Source organism: Lysinibacillus sp. VIII_CA, from assembly GCF_049943995.1.
In the GTDB taxonomy this organism is placed as follows: Bacteria; Bacillota; Bacilli; order Bacillales_A; family Planococcaceae; genus Lysinibacillus; species Lysinibacillus pinottii.
Genome location: NZ_JBNFXM010000005.1, coordinates 176,694 through 197,244, shown reverse-complemented (window position 1 = coordinate 197,244; position 20,551 = coordinate 176,694). Strand labels below are relative to the sequence as shown.

The 20,551-nt window shown below is 36.1% G+C and carries 20 protein-coding genes and 1 riboswitch; of the genes, 8 read left to right on the top strand and 12 right to left on the bottom strand.

Going from position 1 to position 20,551, the window contains the following annotated elements; all coding sequences use genetic code 11:
- The first annotated feature begins 353 nt into the window (after positions 1-353).
- The 3 genes from ACP3VS_RS09805 (at position 354) to ACP3VS_RS09795 (ending at position 2,709) form a co-directional block, all read left to right on the top strand.
- Complete coding sequence (locus ACP3VS_RS09805; RefSeq protein ID WP_012295978.1) at positions 354-1,406, top strand: AI-2E family transporter; 1,053 nt, start codon at positions 354-356, stop codon at positions 1,404-1,406.
- 91 nt (positions 1,407-1,497) lie between these two features.
- Complete coding sequence (locus ACP3VS_RS09800) at positions 1,498-2,034, top strand: GNAT family N-acetyltransferase (protein ID WP_196243928.1); 537 nt, start codon at positions 1,498-1,500, stop codon at positions 2,032-2,034.
- A gap of 219 nt (positions 2,035-2,253) precedes the next feature.
- Positions 2,254-2,709 (top strand): GNAT family N-acetyltransferase, encoded by a 456-nt coding sequence (locus ACP3VS_RS09795; RefSeq protein WP_012295975.1) that lies wholly within the window; start codon positions 2,254-2,256, stop codon positions 2,707-2,709.
- Positions 2,710-2,753: 44 nt separating this feature from the next.
- Here ACP3VS_RS09795 and ACP3VS_RS09790 read toward each other — a convergent pair whose 3' ends face one another.
- Positions 2,754-4,097 carry an MATE family efflux transporter gene (locus ACP3VS_RS09790; protein WP_036162418.1) on the bottom strand — a complete coding sequence of 448 codons (1,344 nt, stop codon included), beginning with the start codon at positions 4,095-4,097 and terminating at the stop codon, positions 2,754-2,756.
- On the bottom strand, positions 4,084-4,551 hold the full coding sequence (locus ACP3VS_RS09785) for a GNAT family N-acetyltransferase (protein WP_012295973.1): 468 nt from the start codon (positions 4,549-4,551) through the stop codon (positions 4,084-4,086). The genes ACP3VS_RS09790 and ACP3VS_RS09785 overlap by 14 nt, the downstream gene beginning before the upstream one ends.
- A gap of 86 nt (positions 4,552-4,637) precedes the next feature.
- On the opposite strand from ACP3VS_RS09785, the gene ACP3VS_RS09780 reads away from it, so the two are divergent.
- A complete protein-coding gene (locus ACP3VS_RS09780) occupies positions 4,638-5,468 on the top strand; it encodes a MerR family transcriptional regulator (RefSeq protein WP_036217746.1) in 831 nt (276 codons plus the stop codon).
- A gap of 33 nt (positions 5,469-5,501) precedes the next feature.
- Here the strand turns inward: ACP3VS_RS09780 and ACP3VS_RS09775 are convergent, their stop codons facing one another.
- Entirely contained in the window at positions 5,502-6,911 is a 1,410-nt protein-coding gene (locus tag ACP3VS_RS09775) for an alpha/beta hydrolase family protein (RefSeq protein WP_325882037.1), read from the bottom strand.
- A 117-nt stretch (positions 6,912-7,028) separates the two neighbouring features.
- The gene (locus ACP3VS_RS09770; RefSeq protein ID WP_012295970.1) at positions 7,029-7,670 is read right to left on the bottom strand and encodes a TetR/AcrR family transcriptional regulator; all 642 of its coding nucleotides are present in this window, start codon (positions 7,668-7,670) and stop codon (positions 7,029-7,031) included.
- A 285-nt stretch (positions 7,671-7,955) separates the two neighbouring features.
- Here ACP3VS_RS09770 and ACP3VS_RS09765 point away from each other — a divergent pair, with 285 nt between their 5' ends.
- Both ACP3VS_RS09765 and ACP3VS_RS09760 read left to right on the top strand, forming a co-directional pair.
- Positions 7,956-9,233, top strand: coding sequence for an SMI1/KNR4 family protein (locus ACP3VS_RS09765; protein ID WP_325882038.1), 1,278 nt, complete (start codon positions 7,956-7,958; stop codon positions 9,231-9,233).
- 29 nt (positions 9,234-9,262) lie between these two features.
- Positions 9,263-10,438 carry a DUF4272 domain-containing protein gene (locus ACP3VS_RS09760; RefSeq protein WP_099805388.1) on the top strand — a complete coding sequence of 392 codons (1,176 nt, stop codon included), beginning with the start codon at positions 9,263-9,265 and terminating at the stop codon, positions 10,436-10,438.
- A gap of 44 nt (positions 10,439-10,482) precedes the next feature.
- Here ACP3VS_RS09760 and ACP3VS_RS09755 read toward each other — a convergent pair whose 3' ends face one another.
- The 3 genes from ACP3VS_RS09755 to ACP3VS_RS09745 form a co-directional block, all read right to left on the bottom strand.
- Positions 10,483-11,892, bottom strand: a complete 1,410-nt coding sequence (locus ACP3VS_RS09755) for an erythromycin esterase family protein (protein ID WP_426388584.1) — start codon at positions 11,890-11,892, stop codon at positions 10,483-10,485.
- A gap of 161 nt (positions 11,893-12,053) precedes the next feature.
- A complete protein-coding gene (locus ACP3VS_RS09750) occupies positions 12,054-12,407 on the bottom strand; it encodes a hypothetical protein (protein ID WP_012295965.1) in 354 nt (117 codons plus the stop codon).
- A gap of 22 nt (positions 12,408-12,429) precedes the next feature.
- Complete coding sequence (locus ACP3VS_RS09745; protein ID WP_012295964.1) at positions 12,430-13,113, bottom strand: DUF2225 domain-containing protein; 684 nt, start codon at positions 13,111-13,113, stop codon at positions 12,430-12,432.
- 324 nt (positions 13,114-13,437) lie between these two features.
- On the opposite strand from ACP3VS_RS09745, the gene ACP3VS_RS09740 reads away from it, so the two are divergent.
- Entirely contained in the window at positions 13,438-14,211 is a 774-nt protein-coding gene (locus tag ACP3VS_RS09740) for a Cof-type HAD-IIB family hydrolase (RefSeq protein ID WP_031416644.1), read from the top strand.
- Positions 14,212-14,302: 91 nt separating this feature from the next.
- Positions 14,303-14,899, top strand: a complete 597-nt coding sequence (locus ACP3VS_RS09735) for a DedA family protein (RefSeq protein WP_031416642.1) — start codon at positions 14,303-14,305, stop codon at positions 14,897-14,899.
- 29 nt (positions 14,900-14,928) lie between these two features.
- Here the strand turns inward: ACP3VS_RS09735 and ACP3VS_RS09730 are convergent, their stop codons facing one another.
- From ACP3VS_RS09730 to ACP3VS_RS09710, 5 genes are all read right to left on the bottom strand, one after another.
- A complete protein-coding gene (locus tag ACP3VS_RS09730; RefSeq protein ID WP_426388583.1) occupies positions 14,929-15,666 on the bottom strand; it encodes a cyclase family protein in 738 nt (245 codons plus the stop codon).
- An 89-nt stretch (positions 15,667-15,755) separates the two neighbouring features.
- Positions 15,756-15,862, bottom strand: a riboswitch (SAM riboswitch).
- Positions 15,863-15,962: 100 nt separating this feature from the next.
- On the bottom strand, positions 15,963-16,364 hold the full coding sequence (locus tag ACP3VS_RS09725) for a hypothetical protein (protein WP_031416640.1): 402 nt from the start codon (positions 16,362-16,364) through the stop codon (positions 15,963-15,965).
- Between the two features lie 162 nt (positions 16,365-16,526).
- A complete protein-coding gene (locus ACP3VS_RS09720) occupies positions 16,527-18,098 on the bottom strand; it encodes an AraC family transcriptional regulator (RefSeq protein WP_426388582.1) in 1,572 nt (523 codons plus the stop codon).
- Positions 18,099-18,176: 78 nt separating this feature from the next.
- Complete coding sequence (locus ACP3VS_RS09715; RefSeq protein ID WP_197150583.1) at positions 18,177-19,127, bottom strand: ABC transporter substrate-binding protein; 951 nt, start codon at positions 19,125-19,127, stop codon at positions 18,177-18,179.
- A 162-nt stretch (positions 19,128-19,289) separates the two neighbouring features.
- Positions 19,290-20,474, bottom strand: a complete 1,185-nt coding sequence (locus tag ACP3VS_RS09710) for an MFS transporter (protein ID WP_426388581.1) — start codon at positions 20,472-20,474, stop codon at positions 19,290-19,292.
- Between the last annotated feature and the right edge of the window lie 77 nt (positions 20,475-20,551).

Genomic DNA, 20,551 nt, shown 5'->3' with positions numbered 1-20,551 from the left:
CATTATAAATGAACTTTCAAATTGGATATGTGGTTTCAAAGGGTTATAATAGATTCATAAAATAAAGGCTTATACGCTGATAAAGCATTCAAAATAGATAAAAGTATTAACTTTTTAATTTGACTAGACATACAATTCACTTCACGCCCTTAGGTTTGATACAGATACTTCTAAAGAAACATGAATTTCGTCTTATTTTGAAGGTGGATGGTTATACTCATTAAATGAGAGGGAAATTTTTACATAAGAATGATGCGTATTGATGTAAATTAATGTTTACTACTGATGTTTAGTTACTAGTGCAACCTTAGGTAGCAGAGGCAGCGAGGCCGTTTTGTAGAAGGAGTGAATAAATGAGTAAATTCTTTCAGAGTAATGGATTTAAACGTTTTATTATTCTAGTTGGAATTGCTATTGCATTATATTTAATGCGAAGTATGATCAACTTAATTTTGCTTACGTTTATTATTACCTATTTGATGAATCAGCTTACTACGAAGACAACAAAAAGCATAAGAAAATACACACCTATGAATGAAAAAGCTGTTACTGTAACATTATATTTGTTACTGGTCGCTGGTATTGTCGCTGTGATCTACAAATACTTGCCAATTGTCACACAGCAAGTTACACAGCTTTTTGATCTTATTGCCAGTTTTAACCTTGATCCAGATGACAATGAGATTGCGAGATATTTAGCTCCAACTTTTGAGAAGATTGAGCTTGGCAAGTATTTAGAACAGGGTGTGGATATAACTCTCAAAAATATTACGAATATTGGTAAAATCATTATGCAAATTTTGATTTCCCTAATATTGAGTTTGTTCATATTGTTGGAAAAGAAGCGAATCATTGAATTTACAGCAAAGTTTAAGGATAGCAAAATTGGACCTCTTTACGATGAACTGAATTATTTTTCAAGAATATTCATCCGTTCATTCGGTAAAGTGATTGAGGCACAGTTTATTATTGCTGCTGTTAACTGTGTATTATCAGTGATTGCCCTTTCGATTATGGGCTTCCCACATCTAATTGCTCTTGGGATTATGCTCTTTATCCTTGGCTTAGTGCCAGTTGCAGGTGTTATTATTTCATTAATCCCACTCAGTATTATCGCCTATAGTATTGGTGGCTTAATGTACATTGTCTACATTTTAGTAATTGTTATGGTCTTACATGCAATTGAAGCTTATTTCTTAAATCCAAAGCTTATGTCAGCTAAAACAGATTTACCGATTTTCTACACATTCATGGTCATTCTTTTCTCAGAGCATTTCCTTGGTGTTTGGGGATTAATCATTGGTATCCCACTGTTCATGTTCTTGCTTGATATTCTAGGTGTTACTTCCTCGGAAGAAACTAAACAGAAAATGGACGCCGTAGAGAACAAAAAATTGATGGAATAGCTTTACAAAAGGATTCATCTCGTACGTAGAGATGATCCTTTTTTACTTTCTGGCTTAGCTCATTTAAGATAAGTAGGGGGTGTTTTTTACAATGATGGTAAAGGGACAGAAGGTATATTTAAGGGAAATCTCTGTTAATGATAGTGAAAGCATTGAAAGATGCTTTCAAAATGAGGAAATCATGTATATGACAGGGACTCGTAACTTGCTAACAAAAGAACAGATTAAAGAGGCTATCTACCGCTTTAAAGAAGATTCTACACGCTATGATTTTGCTATTTGTTTAGTAGATAATGATCAAGTAATTGGTGATTTAGCTATTATGGAAGTTGATCGAGATAATAAAAAGGCAATGTTTCGTATAGCCCTGCATGAGTTAGAGGATTGTGGCAGAGGATTTGGATCAGAAGCAGTTCAACTTGCTCAAAAATTCACATTTGAGGAGCTATGTCTGAATCGTTTGGAATTACAAGTGTACTCTCATAATATAAGAGGGATTAAATCCTATGAAAAGGTCGGCTTCAAAAAAGAAGGAGTGTTGAGGCAGGCATTATTGATGAACAATACCTATTCAGACGAAATCATTATGAGTATTCTTCTGGAAGAGTATATGAACATATCAAAATAGACATGGAGCCAGCATAAAAATTCTTTGTGCTGGTTTTAATTTTGCTAAAAGAAAAAAATGTTAATCGTGTATAAAAAAGTATGATATTATAGGTGTGAATCTTTGTTGAAGGGGGCGGTCATTATGACAAATACATTTATTTTTATCGTTCAATACTGGGGGACAACGCCTTATTAACAGAGTGTTTAGCGTTTCCCTAAATTCGGAAGGGGACCATATATGTCTAGCAATACTGTAAGAATCGAAGAAGTAAATAATAATAATTGGTATGATTGCTGCCTATTAGAAATATCAGAAGAGCAAAGGGATTATGTTGAATCCAATGCTATTTCTATTGCGCAATCAAAGTTCGAACCGACTTTAAAGCCGTACGCCATTTACTATAAAGACCAAATTGTTGGGTTTTTAATGTTCAATGCTGTAAAGGAAGAGCTTGGAGGGTACTGGATCTATCGCATAATGATTGATCGGCACTTTCAAGGCAAAGGTATTGGCAAAGAAGCCACAAAGCAAATAATAAATGAAATAGCTAAGTTACCGGATGCTACAAAGGTTATAGTAGGCTATCATCCAGAAAATAAAGCCGCGCATCATCTGTATGCAAGTTTAGGGTTTGTCGATAACGGTGATCGTTTCGGTAAAGAAATGGCTGTTATTCAATATTTAACTGAGTAAATAGTAGGAAAAGGGACCTGTTTAATGACAAGGTCCCTTTTCATTTAAGCATCGCCAGGAGAGGCAATTATTCGTGGATTTTTTTTGATATACCCGTAAATAAGCAAGGCTGTAATCCCTTCTGCCACTGGGAAAGTCCACCAAATAGCTTGAGAGCCAAACACTTTAGGTAGAAGAATAAGCGTTGGAATAAATAAAATAATACTCCGAAGTAACATAATAGTCGTGGCAATACGAATTTTTTCGATAGATTGAAAGAATTCGGCGAGCACCATATTGATACCTAAAAATACATAGCCTATAGCAAAATGAACAAAGCCTTGAGTTGCCATATGACGAATTTCGAATGAACTATCTCCGAATAACGCCATGAGCTGTGAAGGAAAAAGCATGGCTATAAGTGCTGTTGTTAATCCTAAAATAAAAGCCGTAGCTAATCCGATTTTTAGTAATGCTGTTAACCTCTCCAATAATCTTGCCCCATGATGATAGCTAACTAATGGCTGTAGGGCCATGCCAATACCTAGAAAAATTGTTAACAGGACTGTATGAATATAATTGACCATTGCATAGGCTGTCACGCCACTTGCCCCTAGATAGTGTAAAAAGGTAACGTTATATAAAATGATAATAACTGCTACAGAGGCCTCGACAATAAAACTAGGTAAGCCTATAGCAAAAATTTTTCTTAAATCTGTTTTATTGAAGAATGAAGAGACAAACTTTAATTCAGATTGTGGACGGAAAAAATGAAGACATAGTACAGCTGTACCTATGATAGTAGCTATTGCTGTTGCTAATGCACAGCCTGTTACACCATAATCTAGAACGAAGATAAAAATATAATTTAAGATAATATTCAATACGGATGTTGTAATTAAACCTAGCATAGCTAGCTTTGGATTACCATCATTGCGAATAAAAATACTTAAAAGATTTTCAATTGTATAAAACACCCCAAATAACAAAATAACGTGTAAATACTCTTGCACATATGGATACGTATCATCACTCGCACCGAATATATAAGAAATATCTTTTAAATTAAACGCAAGGAACCCGATAATTGTTAACACGACCACAAGCATTGTAGTAAACGCCAACGTAAAGAGCTGATGGGCTCGTTGCTTATTGCCCTCCCCAAGAGAAATGGAATAGAGTGTAGCTCCACCCATCCCAATCCAAAGAGAAATAGACAGCAGAATAGAGAAAATCGGAACAGCAATATTAACGCCTGCTAACGCTGTAGGACCCACGCCGTGACTGACGAAAATGCCATCCACTAAAATATTCACGGACATTAGGAGCATGCCAATCATTGCTGGAAATAAATAGGATAAAAACAGTGGTTTGAGCGGCCTTGTTTCTATTGGATTAATGGTTGTCATGTCCATGCACCTCTAAGACCATTACTTTTTCCCCTTTATCATCTAGTTCACCATTAAATATAAAGCCAAACTGTTTATATAGCTGAATAGCTACTGCATTATTGTCATAAACACTTAAATATATTTTGTGACAGTTGAATTTTTCTGTTAAGTAATGTATAAGCTGCTGTAAAAAATGTTTACCTAAACCTTGTCGCTGATAGCGCTCATCAATTAAATAACGATCAAGCCATACTCGTTGACTATGATCCTCATGAGGAAATACGCCATACATAGCGAAGCCTATCACGGTGCTATCCTTATACAAGCCTAAAGGTGTAAAGCGCCGATCCATTTCCGCCTCTGCTAAGCATTGGTCTGTACTTTCGATAAAATTTTGCTGATTGTCAGCAATGCGTAATGCTAATATTTCTTGTTTGTTAAAAGCTGTAATGTCACGAATCTCCGTGAACATAATGTCAAAACCTTTCTATTTTTATTGTGAATAGGTACAATTTAAAGTATATAGTTACTATATAGTCAAGAGAGGATACTCAAAAAATGCTTAATAAAAATGTAAAATATTTTACAACTGGTGAATTTGCTAAAATATGCAAAGTTAATAAACAAACTTTAATTTATTACGATCAAATTGGCTTGCTATCTCCTGTTATGAAAGATAGTAAAGATTATCGATATTATTCACTCGCTCAGTATGATTTTTTTGGTGTCATTGAGTTATTAAAGGCTGTTGGCATGTCTTTGAAAGATATTCAGCAGTATATGGCTGAGAAATCACCTGAAAATTTTTTAGAATTGATGCATCTACAAAAGGAAATTGTTGCGAAAAAGCGGCAAGAACTGGAGATGATTGAAGGTATTATTGATGTCAAAATTGATTTAACGAAGGAGTCCCTACAACTTGATTTTGATAGCATTACAATTGAACATTTTCCAGAGGCAACCTTGTATTTAAGTCAAAATATTGAGGATTCAACGGAAGAACAATTTGTGAAGGCGGTCTCTGATTTTATTGATGAATTGGATCGCTCTCGCTTAGACACAGGTTATCCCATTGGCGGAATTACCAAAAGGGAGCAGGTATTAGCGGGCAACTATGATAATTATAGGTATTTATATATTGAACAGCCACATCCACAGGAAGGTCATCCTTATTTTAAAGCGATTGAAGGAAAGTTTATTGTTGGATACCATGTTGGAACATCTACGACACTAGGTGAAACTTACAAGCGATTATTTCAGGTCATGAGAAAACAGGGGTATGAACTGGGGCAATATGTTTATGAGGAATATATTTATGATGCGGTTATTAAAAACCGTGAAGAAGAATATGTAACAAAAATTATGGTGGAAATAAAAGAAGGCTGTTGATGCATCTCTGCCTATCAACAACCCCAAATGTACTTAATGCAATGTTAAGTTTATTTCCGGATGTGCCTTTTGTATTTTATTTAATTTATTGTCTTGGATTCCTTTTAAATTTTTATCGAAAAAGCCAAGTGATAATTCATTAATCAATTTATAAATTGCATTTACGTCTGCCCCAGATTCATTAATAATCGGCGAAACGGCTGCTAAATCTGTAAAACTTCCGTGATTTGTTTTTGGAATAATAGCTGTGTAGACACCAGGCTTTTCAATTGTTTTATTTCGTAGATAAGCTTCTGCAAACAATTCATCACGATTACCAGGCTGCTGGTTATACGCTTCTTTCATAAAGTTAATGGATGCCTCAGCATTCATCAGCATAAAAGGCTTTTTAGGACCATTTTTTGGCATTGGATCGCCATATAACCCACCATCCATATCAATGGCTGCTTTAATACGATTATCCTTTACTAGCATTTGAGCTGAAGTAGCACCGCCAAAAGAATGACCTAGCATACCAATGCTATCGTAGTCAATTAGTGAGGCTATTGCACGAAAGTTCTTATCAAAATCGCCTTTAATGACTTCATCTAAAACAAATGATGCATCCTGCTCCCAAAGATGGATTCGATTATTCAAGAATGTAATGGTGTTTTCAATTGGTGTAAAATCAACCCGATCACCATCGGGGAATATTGTTGTTGCCGCATCACCTGTAAAGTTAATAGCAACGGCAATATAGCCATGACTCACTAATTCTTCTAGTTGGAAGGTATTTTGGCGACTATATAAACTCATACCATGTGCAAATAATAAAAGTGGAAATTTTTCTTTAGACTTTATAGCTGTCGCATCTTGATAAGAATGGGTTTTCGTCAGTCCTAAATGCGTTGTCGCGATATTGGGAAAACCCTGTGTCGTTGCTAACTGTTGTGTTAACGCATCTATATCTTTAAAGTAGGGTGACGGTTGTCCTGTCTCTTTTTCAGCAGGATAATAAACTTGAATCATCAGTTCGCGATTCACCTGATGATTAGGTACGACAAATTCTTTGCGATTCTTATCGGTCAGGTGAAATGTCTGTGTTCCTACTGTGTATTTTCCTGTTGGCTCAGGAAAAGACATGATTGGAAATAACGTTGGTAATGTGAACATTGCAATAGTGGCCACAACAATACCTGAAGTTTTAATTATTTTCATCCTTAATTTTTTTGAAACAATTGTACTTTTTGGCTTCACAAAAACTTGTAATGTTAATAACATCAAAACAAAATAAGCAGGGATCATGCGCCAGTTAGCACCAATTGTCATAATTGTTCCAATTAACAAAACATAATGGGTAGCTATCATAATAAGATTTATTGTCGTTACTCCACGTTGTCTAAAAGTTAGTGAGATACTCGATAGTATTAAAATAAGTGTAAATAGTACTTCTAAGGTTTTCATCATTTATCTCCTTTTTCATACATACAAATGTATGAAATTAATTAAAAATATTTTTAAGTATATATACATACGAATGTATGTATAAGATTAAAATAATAAACTACATATAGTAGTTTATTATTCCTGCACTTTATCAAATAATGCTAAAAAAACATCTTTCAATTCATCATTCATAAGTGGTATGCCAATTCCTTTGAACATCAAACTTATATGTTCAATTTTATGAATAAATTCAGCTCGGCTTACACGAAATATTTCAGGATTCATCCAAATGTCAAAAAGCATTGTAAAAGTTTCAGCTGCTTGCTTCGGGAAAGCAACTTGCAGTGAGCCGTCTTGATTGCCCTCATCAATAATTTTTTGAATTCCTGGTGCAACAACCTGAATTCCTTCTGTGATGCGGCTATAAACAAACTCGGCAGAATTCATTTTCAAATGAATCGAGGATAAGTTTTCTTCCTTTCCGCTTTGAGAAATTGAGAAAGAAATGCCTTGTCTTAAACGCTCTAAAGCATTTAAGTTTTCCAAATCTGAGATGTCATTAAAATAATTATTTGCTGTTAGCATTTCCTTTGTGATGGCATCAATAACATCAGCACGCGTTTTAAAATGATGATAAAATGCTCCTCTAGTAATATCCCCTACATCATCGACAATTTCTTGAATCGTTACATTATCCCAACCGTTTAAAGTAAATAATTTAACAGCTGATTCAATGATTCTTTTTCTCGTAACTTCTGGATATTTATTTCTGGCCATAAAATATCTCCTTATAGATACATTCGAATGTATTTATAATAATAGGCGAATCCTTCCAAATTGTCAACATGATACGATTTATGAGAATTGCTGAAGAAAACTGGAAAGAACTAGTAAAGGTAAGTAATTTAGCATATATTTTGAATTTAAATAGAAGTAAAATCCGAGTGTTTTTAGGCAAAGTAAAACCAAACTCTAATACATAAATGACTTTCTGACGATACATTAGTAGAGAAAAAAGTAGAGCATTATCCGAAATATTTTTCTAAGCATGGAGGAATAGATATGCAAATATGGGTTGATCGATGGACGCAATTATTAAAACAGCTTGAACAGCAGGGTGCTTGGATTCATCCACTGGAGATAAAGCCTATGGCTACTGTGCATGAACTATCAATGGTAGAGATGCGGCTCGGCGTCCCGATTCCTTCTGAGTTCCGTGATGTATTACTTCATTGTTCTCGGCAAGTGGGGGTGTATTGGTCTTTACCTGACGAGGCACTACTTCCTATTGAGCTGGAAGACACACCTTTAGGTGATTTTGGCTGGAGCTTGGAAGAACTCGAATTCCCTGATTTTGGCGGAGACAGTGATAATGCAAAAGAACAACTATACCTACAATTTCATACGGCTGGCAATGGTGATGCGCTTCTGATTAAGATTGAGGATGGTTCCGTTTGGTATTGGAGTCATGAGGGGGGTGAGTATGACCTTCTTGCCTTGAATTTTAAAGATTATGTAGAGAGAGCTACAACTTTAGGATGCATAGGGGCAGATTGTGGACAGTATCTACAGTTTTGTAGTGAAGGTGGACTAGATTTAAGTCTGACCACTTCTCAAATCTGGCTGAAGTGGTTTGAACAATTTTTAACTTCAACGTGGGAGAACGTTATGTATCAACTGGATACTTTACTCCTATATGTGTCGATGCATGGTATGAAGGATACTAGGGTTCGTGAAGCATTTACACGGTTAAATACTGGGGAAGCGTTTGCCGCACTTCAAAATCAAATTGAACAATCACGGCGTTTATCGGATAAAGAAGTATGGTGCAAAGTGCTAGTAGAGGTTTGTGCAACAGAGGCAAGTCATTGGGTGATGACACTTTGGGAAGACCAAAATGATTTGCCTACTAGTATTAGAGATTATTTAACCGCCTACTGTCTACCAGAAGAAGTGGGGTTATCACTTGTTCTTCAAGATATTGAAAAAAGGAGAATTGAATCTTATACAGCTTTACATCGACTACGTCATTTTCATAACCCTAGAACAATAGCATGGATGAAACGTTATGTTTCTTTTCCGATAGAGGGGTGGGATACGCTTTTAGTAGAATCACAGCCGAGTGCAGAAACTTTATTTGAGTGGTTGAATGGTAGGGAAGTAGAGCGTCAAATAGCAATACGAGCCGTATGCCAAATGTTGCAGCAGGGAATTAAACCGACAACTTCAGTGGATATGGAGAAATGGCTGTCATTGCTTACGTTTTGGAAGGACAATGAGGTACTACGAAAACATAAACAATTTTTTAGCCAAGCTCTAGAGGGCATTGAACTTTGGTGAAATCTAATAGATGTAAGGAGGAGAAATAATTGAACAATTTCACTATATTCGCTTCTATGAATAATACAAAAGAAATCGAATGTAAGATTTTCGATGTTTTTAGTAAAGGTTTTGCTATTGAAAAAAATGAAGATAACTATCTTATAAAATCCAAAGCATTATTTAACAAATATAAATTGATGGTTAGGGTGATGTCTGAAGATACAAACTCAGAATACTTTGTCAATAATATCCCTGGAATGATGAGCTATTACAACAGTATTCCATTTGAGGATAACCATTTAAAAGAATTAGTTTTAACGCAAATTTCTGTGTTAAATACAGTAATTGCGATCGAATGTGAAAAAGAAATAAAGGATGAACAAATGCAGTTATGTTTGAGCCTGCTATTAACCATTGGAGGAATTGGATTTTTACCAAATGGTACCTTGTTAGACAAAGAAGGTGCAGTCATTGTTTATCCTGATGGGCAATCAGGGCCATCTAACTTTAGGCCTTATGCTTGTACACAGAAGGTGAGGGGACAAGAGGCGACATCGGAAGAAGGTCATCAAAGAAAGAATAAAACGATAGCGTATTTAAAAGAAAACGGTATTCCATACACAGATTCACTCCCGCAACTTCCGCCAATTGGAGCTTGTCAGCTTAAAGCCAAAGAGGATATTGCTAGGAGAGCTGTAGCTTTACTAATTGTTATTCAATTTGCTTGTGATGTGGCACAAGGAGAAAATGTTGAAGAATCAAGAGATTTCTTCATCAATATGTTACATAAATATGAAGTGGAGGCAAATCTAACGGACAATGAAAGGGCCTTTTTATATGATCAACAACCAAATGCACAAGAAGCCATTAATATTTCATGGCAATATGAAGCTTATTGGATACTGATTTGGGTACTGGGATTTGTTAAAGAGCTTGATTTCCCTGATGAAGTATGTGATTGTGAGTACGCTATTCAAGTTATTTCTAACTGCGAAACGTTTGAGCAATTTTATCTTCAAATTATGATGCGTAGTCAGAAAGAAATAATGGATGAAGCCGACAAGATATTCAGATTACACTGGGCGTGCGTAAATAGTCGTATACAAGAACGACCTGCTCCTGTTGGAATGAATGAAAGTATTGTTATGGAAAGACGTAGAGCCTTATTCTGGTTGATCGGTCATCAAAATGAAGAGTGGGAAACGATATCAATGGATACTTAGAAAGTAATAGCAAACTAGGATACTAGTTTGCTATATTATAAAGGTTATTTTACATATGTGGGTTTATTCACCTTATCAATTAAAAGAATACCATCGTATTGATCTCGTGGAACAAGACTTTCTTGGATAACTCCCCAGCTATAGGATAAGCGAGGTTCAAACATCCATGAGTTACCACGTTCATTTTGACGATTACGTAAATCAATGAATGTGTAAGGTTCGTTGACTGACGATACAATATCTTCTATGGATCCTTTTATAGGTGGTAAAACGGCCATCGTCTCGCCCATATTATTGGCAGTCTCTCCGTTTGTCATATATAGACCTAATACATAGCTGTATTTTTTGTAGATATCCGGTAAACGTTCACCCATTAATTTAACTGGATATGGGGAGCCCATTACGTCTGATTGTGCCTTACGAATATGGTCATTATGCGCCCAAACGATAAACTTTTCGGTTGGATAAACTTCCTCAGCTAGCCAAAGTAAGTTCTCCATCATTGCCTGATCACGCCACTCCATTGTTTTTAAAAATGAATCATATTTATTTTGCTCCATCTCGATGTTGGACTGAATTGTTAGCTCTACATATTCGTCTGCCAAACGGATACGGTCTGCTAAAGTGCGCTCCATCAATTTTACTATTTGAAGTTCATTCGGATAAACCTTTTGAAGCTCTTTTTCTTTCTGTTGAACTTGAGATTTTACTTGTTTATATACATTGATAATAGCTGTTTTTTCTTTCTGGTAGCCTTTTAGATCTTTGCTAGAGCTCCACTCCGCGAGTTGCTTCTCCGCATCCCTAAACTGCTTAGCCAATTGTGGGGTTTGCAACCAATCCCCATTTGTAAATGCCCCTTGCTGTTGAATATCAAAGCCTGCTAGAACAAGAGGCTTCTCTGTAGCTTGAGTTGTTTTTGCATATTCAAAAAGAGGTAAAGTTTCTTTTGTCCACCATACTCCAAAAATAGCATCCTTCATTGTTTGTTGAGCAGCTTGTTTGTCAATTTTTCCTTGGGCATTCATGACATCGCCAAGACCACTTTCAAAGGCTAAAACATTGTAACCCATTTCTTGATGTAAAAATTGTATTAAACGTGTTTTAACGAGATTAAACTGTGCCACTCCATGAGAGCTTTCTCCTAAAAAAACAATGCGTTTATCGTGTAATATCGGCTTGAGCATCTCTAAATCCTCGAATTTATTAGAAGGGATTTTTTGCGAACTAGCTGGCTCTGGCTCAATGGAAGTCAAGCTGTAAGCATGATCATTCATCCATTTTTTCCAATCCTCTAATGTTTCAGTAGTAGTTCTAGCCTGTTGAACCACTCCGTATTTTTCCTGCTCCTTTAACGCAGGGGTAGCCGCTGAAGCACTTGCTATACCACTAAATACGATTAAGCCTGTCAGTGCTGTGTTTAATAAAGCTTTCCATTTTCTATAACTTTTCATTAAGAATCAGCCCTTTTCTTTATGTTAATCTCCTAAGTATAAGGGGCTAAGTTTAAAGCATAGGAGAAGTTTGTTTAAATTTTGTTTAAATTTGGACTGATTATAAAAAAGAAAGCATCTCCATTTGTAAGGCAAGAAATACAAATGGGGATGCTCAATAGCTATTTATAATGATACGTACTAGCTCTAACATGGTTACGTTGAATTTGGTTAAACCATGCCCGATCCTTTTCCTCTTGATTTAGGGTGCCAATAATAGAGGAGGAGCAGCTCACGCAAATTTTCGCTTGAGTAATTTGCCCACATCTTTCACAAGGTGCTCCTAAATTTGGGAAAATGGAATTTTTTAATTTTCCGGCTTTGACCCATTTGTACAGTAGCTCAGATGATACACCTGTCAAAGTCACGACCTCTTCGTTTGTTAAATAACGATTATTTTTTCTTAATAAAAAGTGATGTAGCTCTGAAAAGATATCCTCTTCTCTCACATCTATCTTTTTTTGAAATAGCAACATAACTAGTCATCTCCTCGATACATCAATGAATGCTTTCATTAACTGTTATAGGTTGTTCATCATATTTATAATTTTCCCAACGATTACGTGCTAGCTTTCGATATTTTGGCGAGACGTTCCTATCAGCAATTAACCTTGAAAATCCTTTTTTAGCTTCTGTCATATCACCAAGTCGGAGGCTTAGCTCGGCATGTAAAAATTGAATTCGCTCTCCACCTTCCTGATTAGAAGCAAATGATTTACTGTAAAAATCTCTAGCGGCAAAAAGGTAGCGTTTTTCTGATTCTTCATCGTTTTTTATACGATATAACCAGGCAATTTTTAAGGCGAAATTAGCCATCAAAAGCGATTCTTCCATTGATGCGCGAGATACTAAGTAAGCAAGCTTAAAGCTTATAATGGCATCATCGATTGTACGCTCTTGACAGATACTCATAGGTTTCTGTAGCTCTTTAATGTATAGTTCATCTATAAGCTGCATGAAAGGTCCGTATGTACGTGTCATGGATTTATGGAAGGCAAAGCCACAATGTGGGCACACGGCAACTTCATACAGCAAAGGGTTAAGACCATCATAGACGGGCATGAAATCTGTTTGTTCCTCGATAATTTTATATCGATTTGGGCGTACTTTATACGTTGTAAAATGCTTTTTGCAAAATTTACAATCTACGCTACTTTCATAGTAGTAGATGTTAAATGCCATAAGAATCAACTCCTTTGCATGCTCAATAATATTATTTCTTTTGTTCTATTTATACGTAATCAATAATCGTTCAATGTATTTAATTCATTATCTTCCATTTTAACAATTCTGTGTTCTTTGGTATACTCCTTTGGAATTATAAAATTAAAAATAATACTCGTTTTTTTAGTTAAATATCATTAGAAATGTGCTTGTAATAGTATTTATCGGTGTAGTTAAAGTAAGTTATATAGTTACCGAAAAGTTTGTCGAATTATGTACAATTTATTTAATGGACAGTTCGAATTGTATAGTTCAAAAGTTTACTATGAGAGGGTGGAGCAGATGACGTATAAAATAGTATTTTTTGATGTGGATGGTACACTAATCAATTATGAGAATGGTGCTGTGGAGGAAAGTACGAGGCAGGCTATTCGACTATTACAGGAAAAGGGAATCTATCTTGTGGCTGCGACAGGAAGACCGTTGTCCATGTGTGAAGAGCTGAAAAATTTAGGGATTGAAACCTTTATTACGGCGAATGGGGCATATGTGAAACACAAGGATGTTGTGATACATAAAATTCCGATTGAGAAGGGCATTGTTCAAAATGTTCAAGCTTTTGCACAGCAACATCAGCATTCCTTAACATTTTTTACAGAACAACTTACGATGAATGATATACAAAATCCATTAGCCTTAAGCGCGATGCAAGAGACATTGTCTTTATGTGATTTTCCAGTTAGAAAAGAAAGCATTATGGATGAAGAGGTTTTTCTTATGTGCCTTTATGCTGATGAACAGGCTGAAAAAAGATTAGCTCGTCAATTTTCGAATATATTACGGCAACGATGGCATCCTTATATTGTGAATGTTTTACAGCAAGATGTGTCCAAGTCGATAGCCGTAAAGGCTGTACTTGATTATTTTGAGATTAATGCTAAGGATGCCATAGCTTTTGGAGATGGAGAGAATGATATAGATATGCTAGAGCTGGTTGGCCTTGGGGTAGCTATGGGGAATGGGAGCCAAGCTCTAAAAAATGTTGCAGATTTTGTTACAAAGAAATCCATTGAAGGTGGCATAGATTTTGCTTTACGAAAGCTGCACATTATTTAACGACATGGAAAGGAAGTAAAGTGGAGGCTTGAGAGACTCTTTTGGTATACAGTTATGAGTATATAGAACAATGTATTAGGTGGGATGAAAAATGGCGCAGCATGTGCAATCTCTAATTGAACATTACGGGTATTTTGGCATCATCGTGATCCTAATTGGAGGCATTGTTGGGTTGCCACTTCCCGATGAAGTATTTTTAACTTATGTAGGCTATAGTGTTTATCGAGAAAGCCTTGGACATATCCCAGCTTTAGTAAGTGCTCTGATTGGCGCAATGGGGGGGATTACTTTAAGCTACTATATCGGCCGTCGATTTGGCTTACCGCTCTTGCAGAAATATGGGCCAAAGATTCATATAACTGAGCAAAAAATTGAATTTACTAAAAAAATGTTTATGAAAGTGGGGCCTTTTTTATTAATTGCTGGCTATTTTATTCCTGGTGTACGCCATCTAACAGCCTATATCGCCGCTATCAATAATTATCCATATAGGAAATTCGCTTTCTTTGCTTATACAGGGGCATTTATATGGACTTTTACATTTATAACCTTAGGAAAAGTGCTAGGAGAGAAATGGCGATTCGTCGGTTACTATTTATCTCATTACAGTATGTACGTCATCTTGCTGTTTGTCCTAGTCATGTTAATTATTTATTATTTATTTAAAAAAAGAAACGTACAAAAGTAAAAGTCAGTAGGATTCCTACCGACTTTTTGTTATGGCAATATGGCAAATGAACGTACAGGGAATCCAGATGCTTTTTCAGGCTTGGGTACTATATTAAAAATAATAGCACCTATAGGAGGTAGCTTGTCTAAATTAGTCATGAGCTCAATTTGATAAGTGTCTTGATTGAGGACAAAATATTCACCAACTAATTGGCCACTTTGACGAAAATCAGTGGCAGAATCAGTATCAAAAGTTTCATGACCTATTGCACTTACTTTACGTTCCTTGAATAGAAATTGTAAGGCCTCCAAGCCCCAACCTGGGAGATGATTATCTCCATTGACATCTTTATTACTAAATGCCTCTTTATCTGGCCAACGCTTACTCCAATCTGTTCGCAGTGCCACAAATGTACCTTCTTCAATCTGTCCATAGTGTGTCTCGAATTCTAGAATATCTTGTACACTGAGCGTAAAGTCATGATTACTAGCAGCCTCCTGTGATTTATCAATGACGATAAGCGGAAGAACAAGCTCCTTTAGTGCTAATTCATCTAGAAATCGAGTATCTCTTACAAAGTGAATGGGTGGGTCAATATGTGTTCCATATTGTCCAGGAAAAGAAAACTGCTGTGCAAAAAATCCATCATCATGCGAGAATAATGTTTCAAATTTAGCATCTTCAAACATGAAAAAATGAGGTGAGTCTGGGCCGAAGGTATGTGTCAAATCGACCCATTGTTTTGATTTTAGTAAGTGCAATGCTTGTAAAAGTTCGTTAGACATTAAATTCCCTGCTTTCTAAAAGTAGTAGTCAATAAAAAAAGAGTCCTCAATCGAAGAGGACTCCCGGAATCAAACATAGGTAGTGCGTCTTCTCATCTTTCAGGCTTAAATTTTGCCAATAGGAATTAGCACCATACTGCTTGAGCTGGTTGCTGAGACTTCATCGGGCCGATCCCTCCGTCTCTCTAGATAAGAAATAGGATATAAGAATTTTCAGAAATAATAGTATAAATACTTTAACATATATTTTTATAGTTTACAACTTTGATAGGATTACAGGGTTAAAATTAATTTACTTACCAATTCAAAATTAACGTTACTCGACAGCAGGCACTATCCATAAGCTGTATTCTAAAATTATCTGGTGTATAGTTGGTTTCAAATTTTGTAGTAATGCCTGTGGATGTAATTAATTTTTCGACCTCTGTTTTATTTGAAAGCTGTGCAGCATTCTTTAAGTCATGTGCAAATTGTTGAGAACTATCAATTTTATCTGTAAGTAATTGTGCCTGCTGCATAATCGTCTTTATCCGCGTAGCTGAAGATATTAATTTTTGTGTATCAACAGGGGGAAAGGGACTATTACTAGTCGGCATTGCTAAATGTTGTGAAAAGGTTCTAGCTGCAAGTTGATGGTCTGTCGATGGTATCGGGTAATGGTAGGGGTGAATAAAATAAGGATAAGGATTATAATACAAATCAATTCCTCCTAGCCAGAAGCTGATATCTTATCTTATGTATCATGATCTTTTTAGGTGTTTGAATAACGCCATTCCTGTACTGAAGTGTTAATATACTATGCTGAATGGTATGCCACACAAACTAAAAAAGGAAGCGATGGCGCGCTTCCCTTTTGTTCTTTAGCCAAGAACGTTTAATACATCATCTATTTTTTTGCTATGTGACAGGATTCCATAATTCATCCACGTTAAAAAATCCACCTCATAGACACAGTTTCTTTTAACAGCCCTTAGGTTTTTCCACATAGAGGATGTTAAAATAGTACGCTCTTCATTCTCATAAATGGAGTGTTGCTTGTCGAAGGTGATAAACAAATGATCAGCGTCTAGTTGTTGCAGCTGATTTGAAGTCAGATGAGCTTTACGCTGATTAAGCGGTATTTTCCACACCAATGGATCAGGCGTTAAGCCTAAGTCACGGTATAGAATTGGCCCTGTATAACCGCAATCAGGGCCAGCATACAGTGTAATGCCAATGGCTGAAATGCGAAGAAATGCCACACTTTGTCCGTAAACGGATCTACCTAGAATTTTTCGAGCCCTCTGTACCTTGTCCTCATATTCCGTAATAATATCTTGCATCATAGCGGTTTTCCCTGTTAAATCTGCAATTTTAAATAGAGTCGATTGCCAGTCCTCTCCAGGGTTGTTTAGGTGACAGATTGGGGCCAACTTATTTAAATGAAGACAGGTTTCCCAACGCTCTATACCAGCATCTAACATAATTAATGTTGGTTTATAGTGAAAGAGGTGTTCCATTTTTCCATACTGTACATCGATATCAGGCACATCCTGTAGACCTAAATAGTCTTGTTTTCCCCACTTGGAATGACTGAATTGCGCAATGGGCGTAATACCTAAAGCTACAAAGAAGTCCTCTAAGAATGGTGCGAATACGCGTACATTATTGCTCTGACTTCGTCGGAATTGCCCTGGGGAAATACCTACATGCTCTTTAAAACGACGATTGAAATAGTATTCATTATTAAAGCCAATAGACTGACTTATTTCAAATACACGATCATTCGTTGTCATTAATAACTGTTTGGCTTTTTCAATACGTATACTATTTAAATAATACAGAGGTATTTGTCCCGTAATATCTTTAAAAATGCGTGAGTAACTCCATTTTGGTACACCTGCCAGTTCTGCTAGCTGTTCGACAGTCCAATCCTTTCCAAAGTGGTTGTGCAAATATTGGATAGATTGCTCTACAGATTGACGATCACTTTGTTGTAGAGGCTTCGTTCGGTTTTGCTCAAAAATAAATAATATCAATTCTTGGAAACGAACATGCTGCTCAAAAACAGTGTGCTCATCTTTTGTTTGACGACACCGATAAATAGCTTCTAATAGTCTATTGCATTGAGAGAAGGGAAGAAGACGTAGTTCTCTAACACTTGTAAAGAGACTAGTAGGAGAATGAGCTTCACTAAGATAGATCGTATTAAATGTCAATTGGTAAAAGCAGAGTGTCTCATCGGCAATGTGAATTTCGACAGGGCTATTAGGTGGAATAATCACACATTTTCCTTTCATAAGGTGGATAGTTTCATGGTTTGTCTTAAGTGTTCCGTTACCACTAATAAGGATGAAAAGAGAATAGTATGTATTGCTATATGACTGCATACCTGCTGAAAGAATAGTATATGAAATAGTTTGTAAATAATAGATTTGTATTAAATTACCCATTGTCCACGCACTCCTAAGTAAAGTTTAAATTTGGAAAACAACACAAAGAAAGCCCCCTAAAGAGCTTTCTATTGTAAATTATTTCACGAACCATTTCTCAAGATCATCATATTTTAGTAGGTTTGCAGTAATGGCACCAGACTGCCAATAAGTTCGATCAGCAATATAAACTTGTCCATTTTTTACAGCAGGAACTGTTTTCCAAAGCGTACTATCTAACCATTTAATCGCCTCTTGATTTTCTTCAGTTTCCCAAGTGCCATTTGAAGGGAAGAGTATAATATGATCAGCATCTAATTCTGGAATAGCTTCTTCAGACAAGACCTCGTGGAACTCTGTCATATCCCGAGCTAATGGATGTGGATTTAAACCAGCTTCCGTATAAATGTAGCCCGTGTAGCGATTCTTTATACCGAATAATGCCAACGTTTTATCTGCCACATTTAGGCGGACAACGGCAACAGTTTCGTCACCAACGGATTCTTCTAACTTAGCTTTTAAATTCGTAACACGTTCCTCATATTTATCAACGATTTCATTCGCTTTCTCAGGGATATTTAAAACATCAGCTATCGTTTTCACAATTTCACGTGGATCTTGTAGTATGTCTTCTTTTAAGCGATAAGTAGGTGCAATCTTTGAATATTCTTCATACTTTGCCTTATCTGCTGCACCATCTACAATGATTAAATCAGGCTTAGCTTGAAGTAATGTTTCTAGACTACCTGTAACGTCAAACTCAGGTACGTCTAAGCCTAAATAATCTTGTTTACCCCAGGAAGGGTGATACCATTGCACAACAGGCTTGACATCTAAGGCAGTTAAATAATCTTCCATATAGATGGCTGCTACTCGCTGTGGATTTGTTGGAATTGTTACTTCTCCAAACTCATCCTCTACAACTCGTGTATCTTCTTTTGTTGGATTCACACTCTCTGAACTTGTTTGTGTTTCATTTGAACCACAGGCACTTAAAACGAACAGCAGTACAAGAATAAGTACAAATGTAAAATATCGACTGATACGCATGGCTATTCACTCCTATAAATTTACTAAAAACTGATAAATGTTTATCTTAATTTAGAATGATAATCATTCTCGTTTGATTCAAATAAATTATAGGATACCATATAAAAACAAACAATACATATTCTCTACATCTTTTTTATACAAAATGAAGAGTTTAGAGTCCTATTGATTCTTTTTATCAAAAAGTAGCCATAGGAGTGTAACGACCGCTGCCAGCATAACCATAAGGAATCCATATACAGGCGTTTGTGCTAATGATTGATGACGAATAATAAAACCACCCATATAGGAACCTAAAAATATACCGATATTGAAAGCAGAAATATTTAATGCAGAGGCCATTGAAATAGCTGATGGTATATATTTTTCAGACAGTATAACTGCATATAGTTGCAAGCCTGGGACATTCATGAACATAAATAAGCCCATTAGTAGGACCATGAATAACCCAATAATTGGCGATTCAAGAGTAAAGCCAATACCAAGTAAAGCTAATGCAAGTCCTACAAAAATAATAAAGATGGAACGAAGCGGATTTTGATTTGCAAAATGGCCTCCTAGTGTATTACCAATAGCAACGCAAATACCATAGACAACTAATATAATAACTACCGCGTGTGGTGAGTAACCCATATATTGCTCTAATATAGGTGAAACATACGTGTAGACCACAAAGGCACCACCATAGCCAATTGCTGTAATGAAAAGGATTAATAACATTCGAATATTGCCTAATACTTTACCGATATCACGAAGAGAGATTGGGTTACCTTTTGATAATTGGCTTGGTACTAACAAAGCATTACTTATTAAACCAATTATCCCTATAGTAACAATAAATATGAATGACATACGCCAGTCTGTTACTTGTCCAATGAATGTACCTAATGGGACACCCGTCACAGTAGCCAATGTAAGTCCAGTAAACATAAAGGCAATTGCACTTGCGCGTTTATTTGGTTCAACTACATCTGCCGCTATGACAGAAGCGATGGACATAAACACACCGTGTGCTAATGCTGAAATAATACGCCCTATTAATAAAATCGAGAAATTTGGTGCCACAGCTGCAGTTAAGTTCCCAATTATAAAGATTGTCATGACTAGCAATAAAACAGTTTTTCGACTAAGGCGAGATGTTAGGGCTGTTAATAATGGAGCTCCAACAGTAACGCCTAATGCGTATATTGAAACAGTTAAGCCGGCTGTGCTTAAAGATATACCGAAGTCATCTGTCATTAACGGTAAAAGCCCAACACTGATAAATTCAGTGGACCCTATTCCAAAAGCACTGATTGCCAGTGCTAGCAAAGTTAATTTAGCACTTGGCTTTTTTGAATGTGACATACTACTAATATCTCCTTTGATTTTTTTTATCATGTATAGTAATATTCATACATACCTAAAAGATATGTAGAGTACTT

What these genes read in the sequence shown, in the direction of transcription:
- ACP3VS_RS09805 (WP_012295978.1), top strand. Translation starts at nt 354, where the DNA reads ATGAGTAAATTCTTTCAGAGTAATGGATTTAAACGTTTTATTATTCTA.
- ACP3VS_RS09800 (WP_196243928.1), top strand. Translation starts at nt 1,498, where the DNA reads ATGATGGTAAAGGGACAGAAGGTATATTTAAGGGAAATCTCTGTTAAT.
- ACP3VS_RS09795 (WP_012295975.1), top strand. Translation starts at nt 2,254, where the DNA reads ATGTCTAGCAATACTGTAAGAATCGAAGAAGTAAATAATAATAATTGG.
- ACP3VS_RS09790 (WP_036162418.1), bottom strand. Translation starts at nt 4,097, where the DNA reads ATGACAACCATTAATCCAATAGAAACAAGGCCGCTCAAACCACTGTTT.
- ACP3VS_RS09785 (WP_012295973.1), bottom strand. Translation starts at nt 4,551, where the DNA reads ATGTTCACGGAGATTCGTGACATTACAGCTTTTAACAAACAAGAAATA.
- ACP3VS_RS09780 (WP_036217746.1), top strand. Translation starts at nt 4,638, where the DNA reads ATGCTTAATAAAAATGTAAAATATTTTACAACTGGTGAATTTGCTAAA.
- ACP3VS_RS09775 (WP_325882037.1), bottom strand. Translation starts at nt 6,911, where the DNA reads ATGAAAACCTTAGAAGTACTATTTACACTTATTTTAATACTATCGAGT.
- ACP3VS_RS09770 (WP_012295970.1), bottom strand. Translation starts at nt 7,670, where the DNA reads ATGGCCAGAAATAAATATCCAGAAGTTACGAGAAAAAGAATCATTGAA.
- ACP3VS_RS09765 (WP_325882038.1), top strand. Translation starts at nt 7,956, where the DNA reads ATGCAAATATGGGTTGATCGATGGACGCAATTATTAAAACAGCTTGAA.
- ACP3VS_RS09755 (WP_426388584.1), bottom strand. Translation starts at nt 11,892, where the DNA reads ATGAAAAGTTATAGAAAATGGAAAGCTTTATTAAACACAGCACTGACA.
- ACP3VS_RS09750 (WP_012295965.1), bottom strand. Translation starts at nt 12,407, where the DNA reads ATGTTGCTATTTCAAAAAAAGATAGATGTGAGAGAAGAGGATATCTTT.
- ACP3VS_RS09745 (WP_012295964.1), bottom strand. Translation starts at nt 13,113, where the DNA reads ATGGCATTTAACATCTACTACTATGAAAGTAGCGTAGATTGTAAATTT.
- ACP3VS_RS09740 (WP_031416644.1), top strand. Translation starts at nt 13,438, where the DNA reads ATGACGTATAAAATAGTATTTTTTGATGTGGATGGTACACTAATCAAT.
- ACP3VS_RS09735 (WP_031416642.1), top strand. Translation starts at nt 14,303, where the DNA reads ATGGCGCAGCATGTGCAATCTCTAATTGAACATTACGGGTATTTTGGC.
- ACP3VS_RS09730 (WP_426388583.1), bottom strand. Translation starts at nt 15,666, where the DNA reads ATGTCTAACGAACTTTTACAAGCATTGCACTTACTAAAATCAAAACAA.
- ACP3VS_RS09720 (WP_426388582.1), bottom strand. Translation starts at nt 18,098, where the DNA reads ATGGGTAATTTAATACAAATCTATTATTTACAAACTATTTCATATACT.
- ACP3VS_RS09715 (WP_197150583.1), bottom strand. Translation starts at nt 19,127, where the DNA reads ATGCGTATCAGTCGATATTTTACATTTGTACTTATTCTTGTACTGCTG.
- ACP3VS_RS09710 (WP_426388581.1), bottom strand. Translation starts at nt 20,474, where the DNA reads ATGTCACATTCAAAAAAGCCAAGTGCTAAATTAACTTTGCTAGCACTG.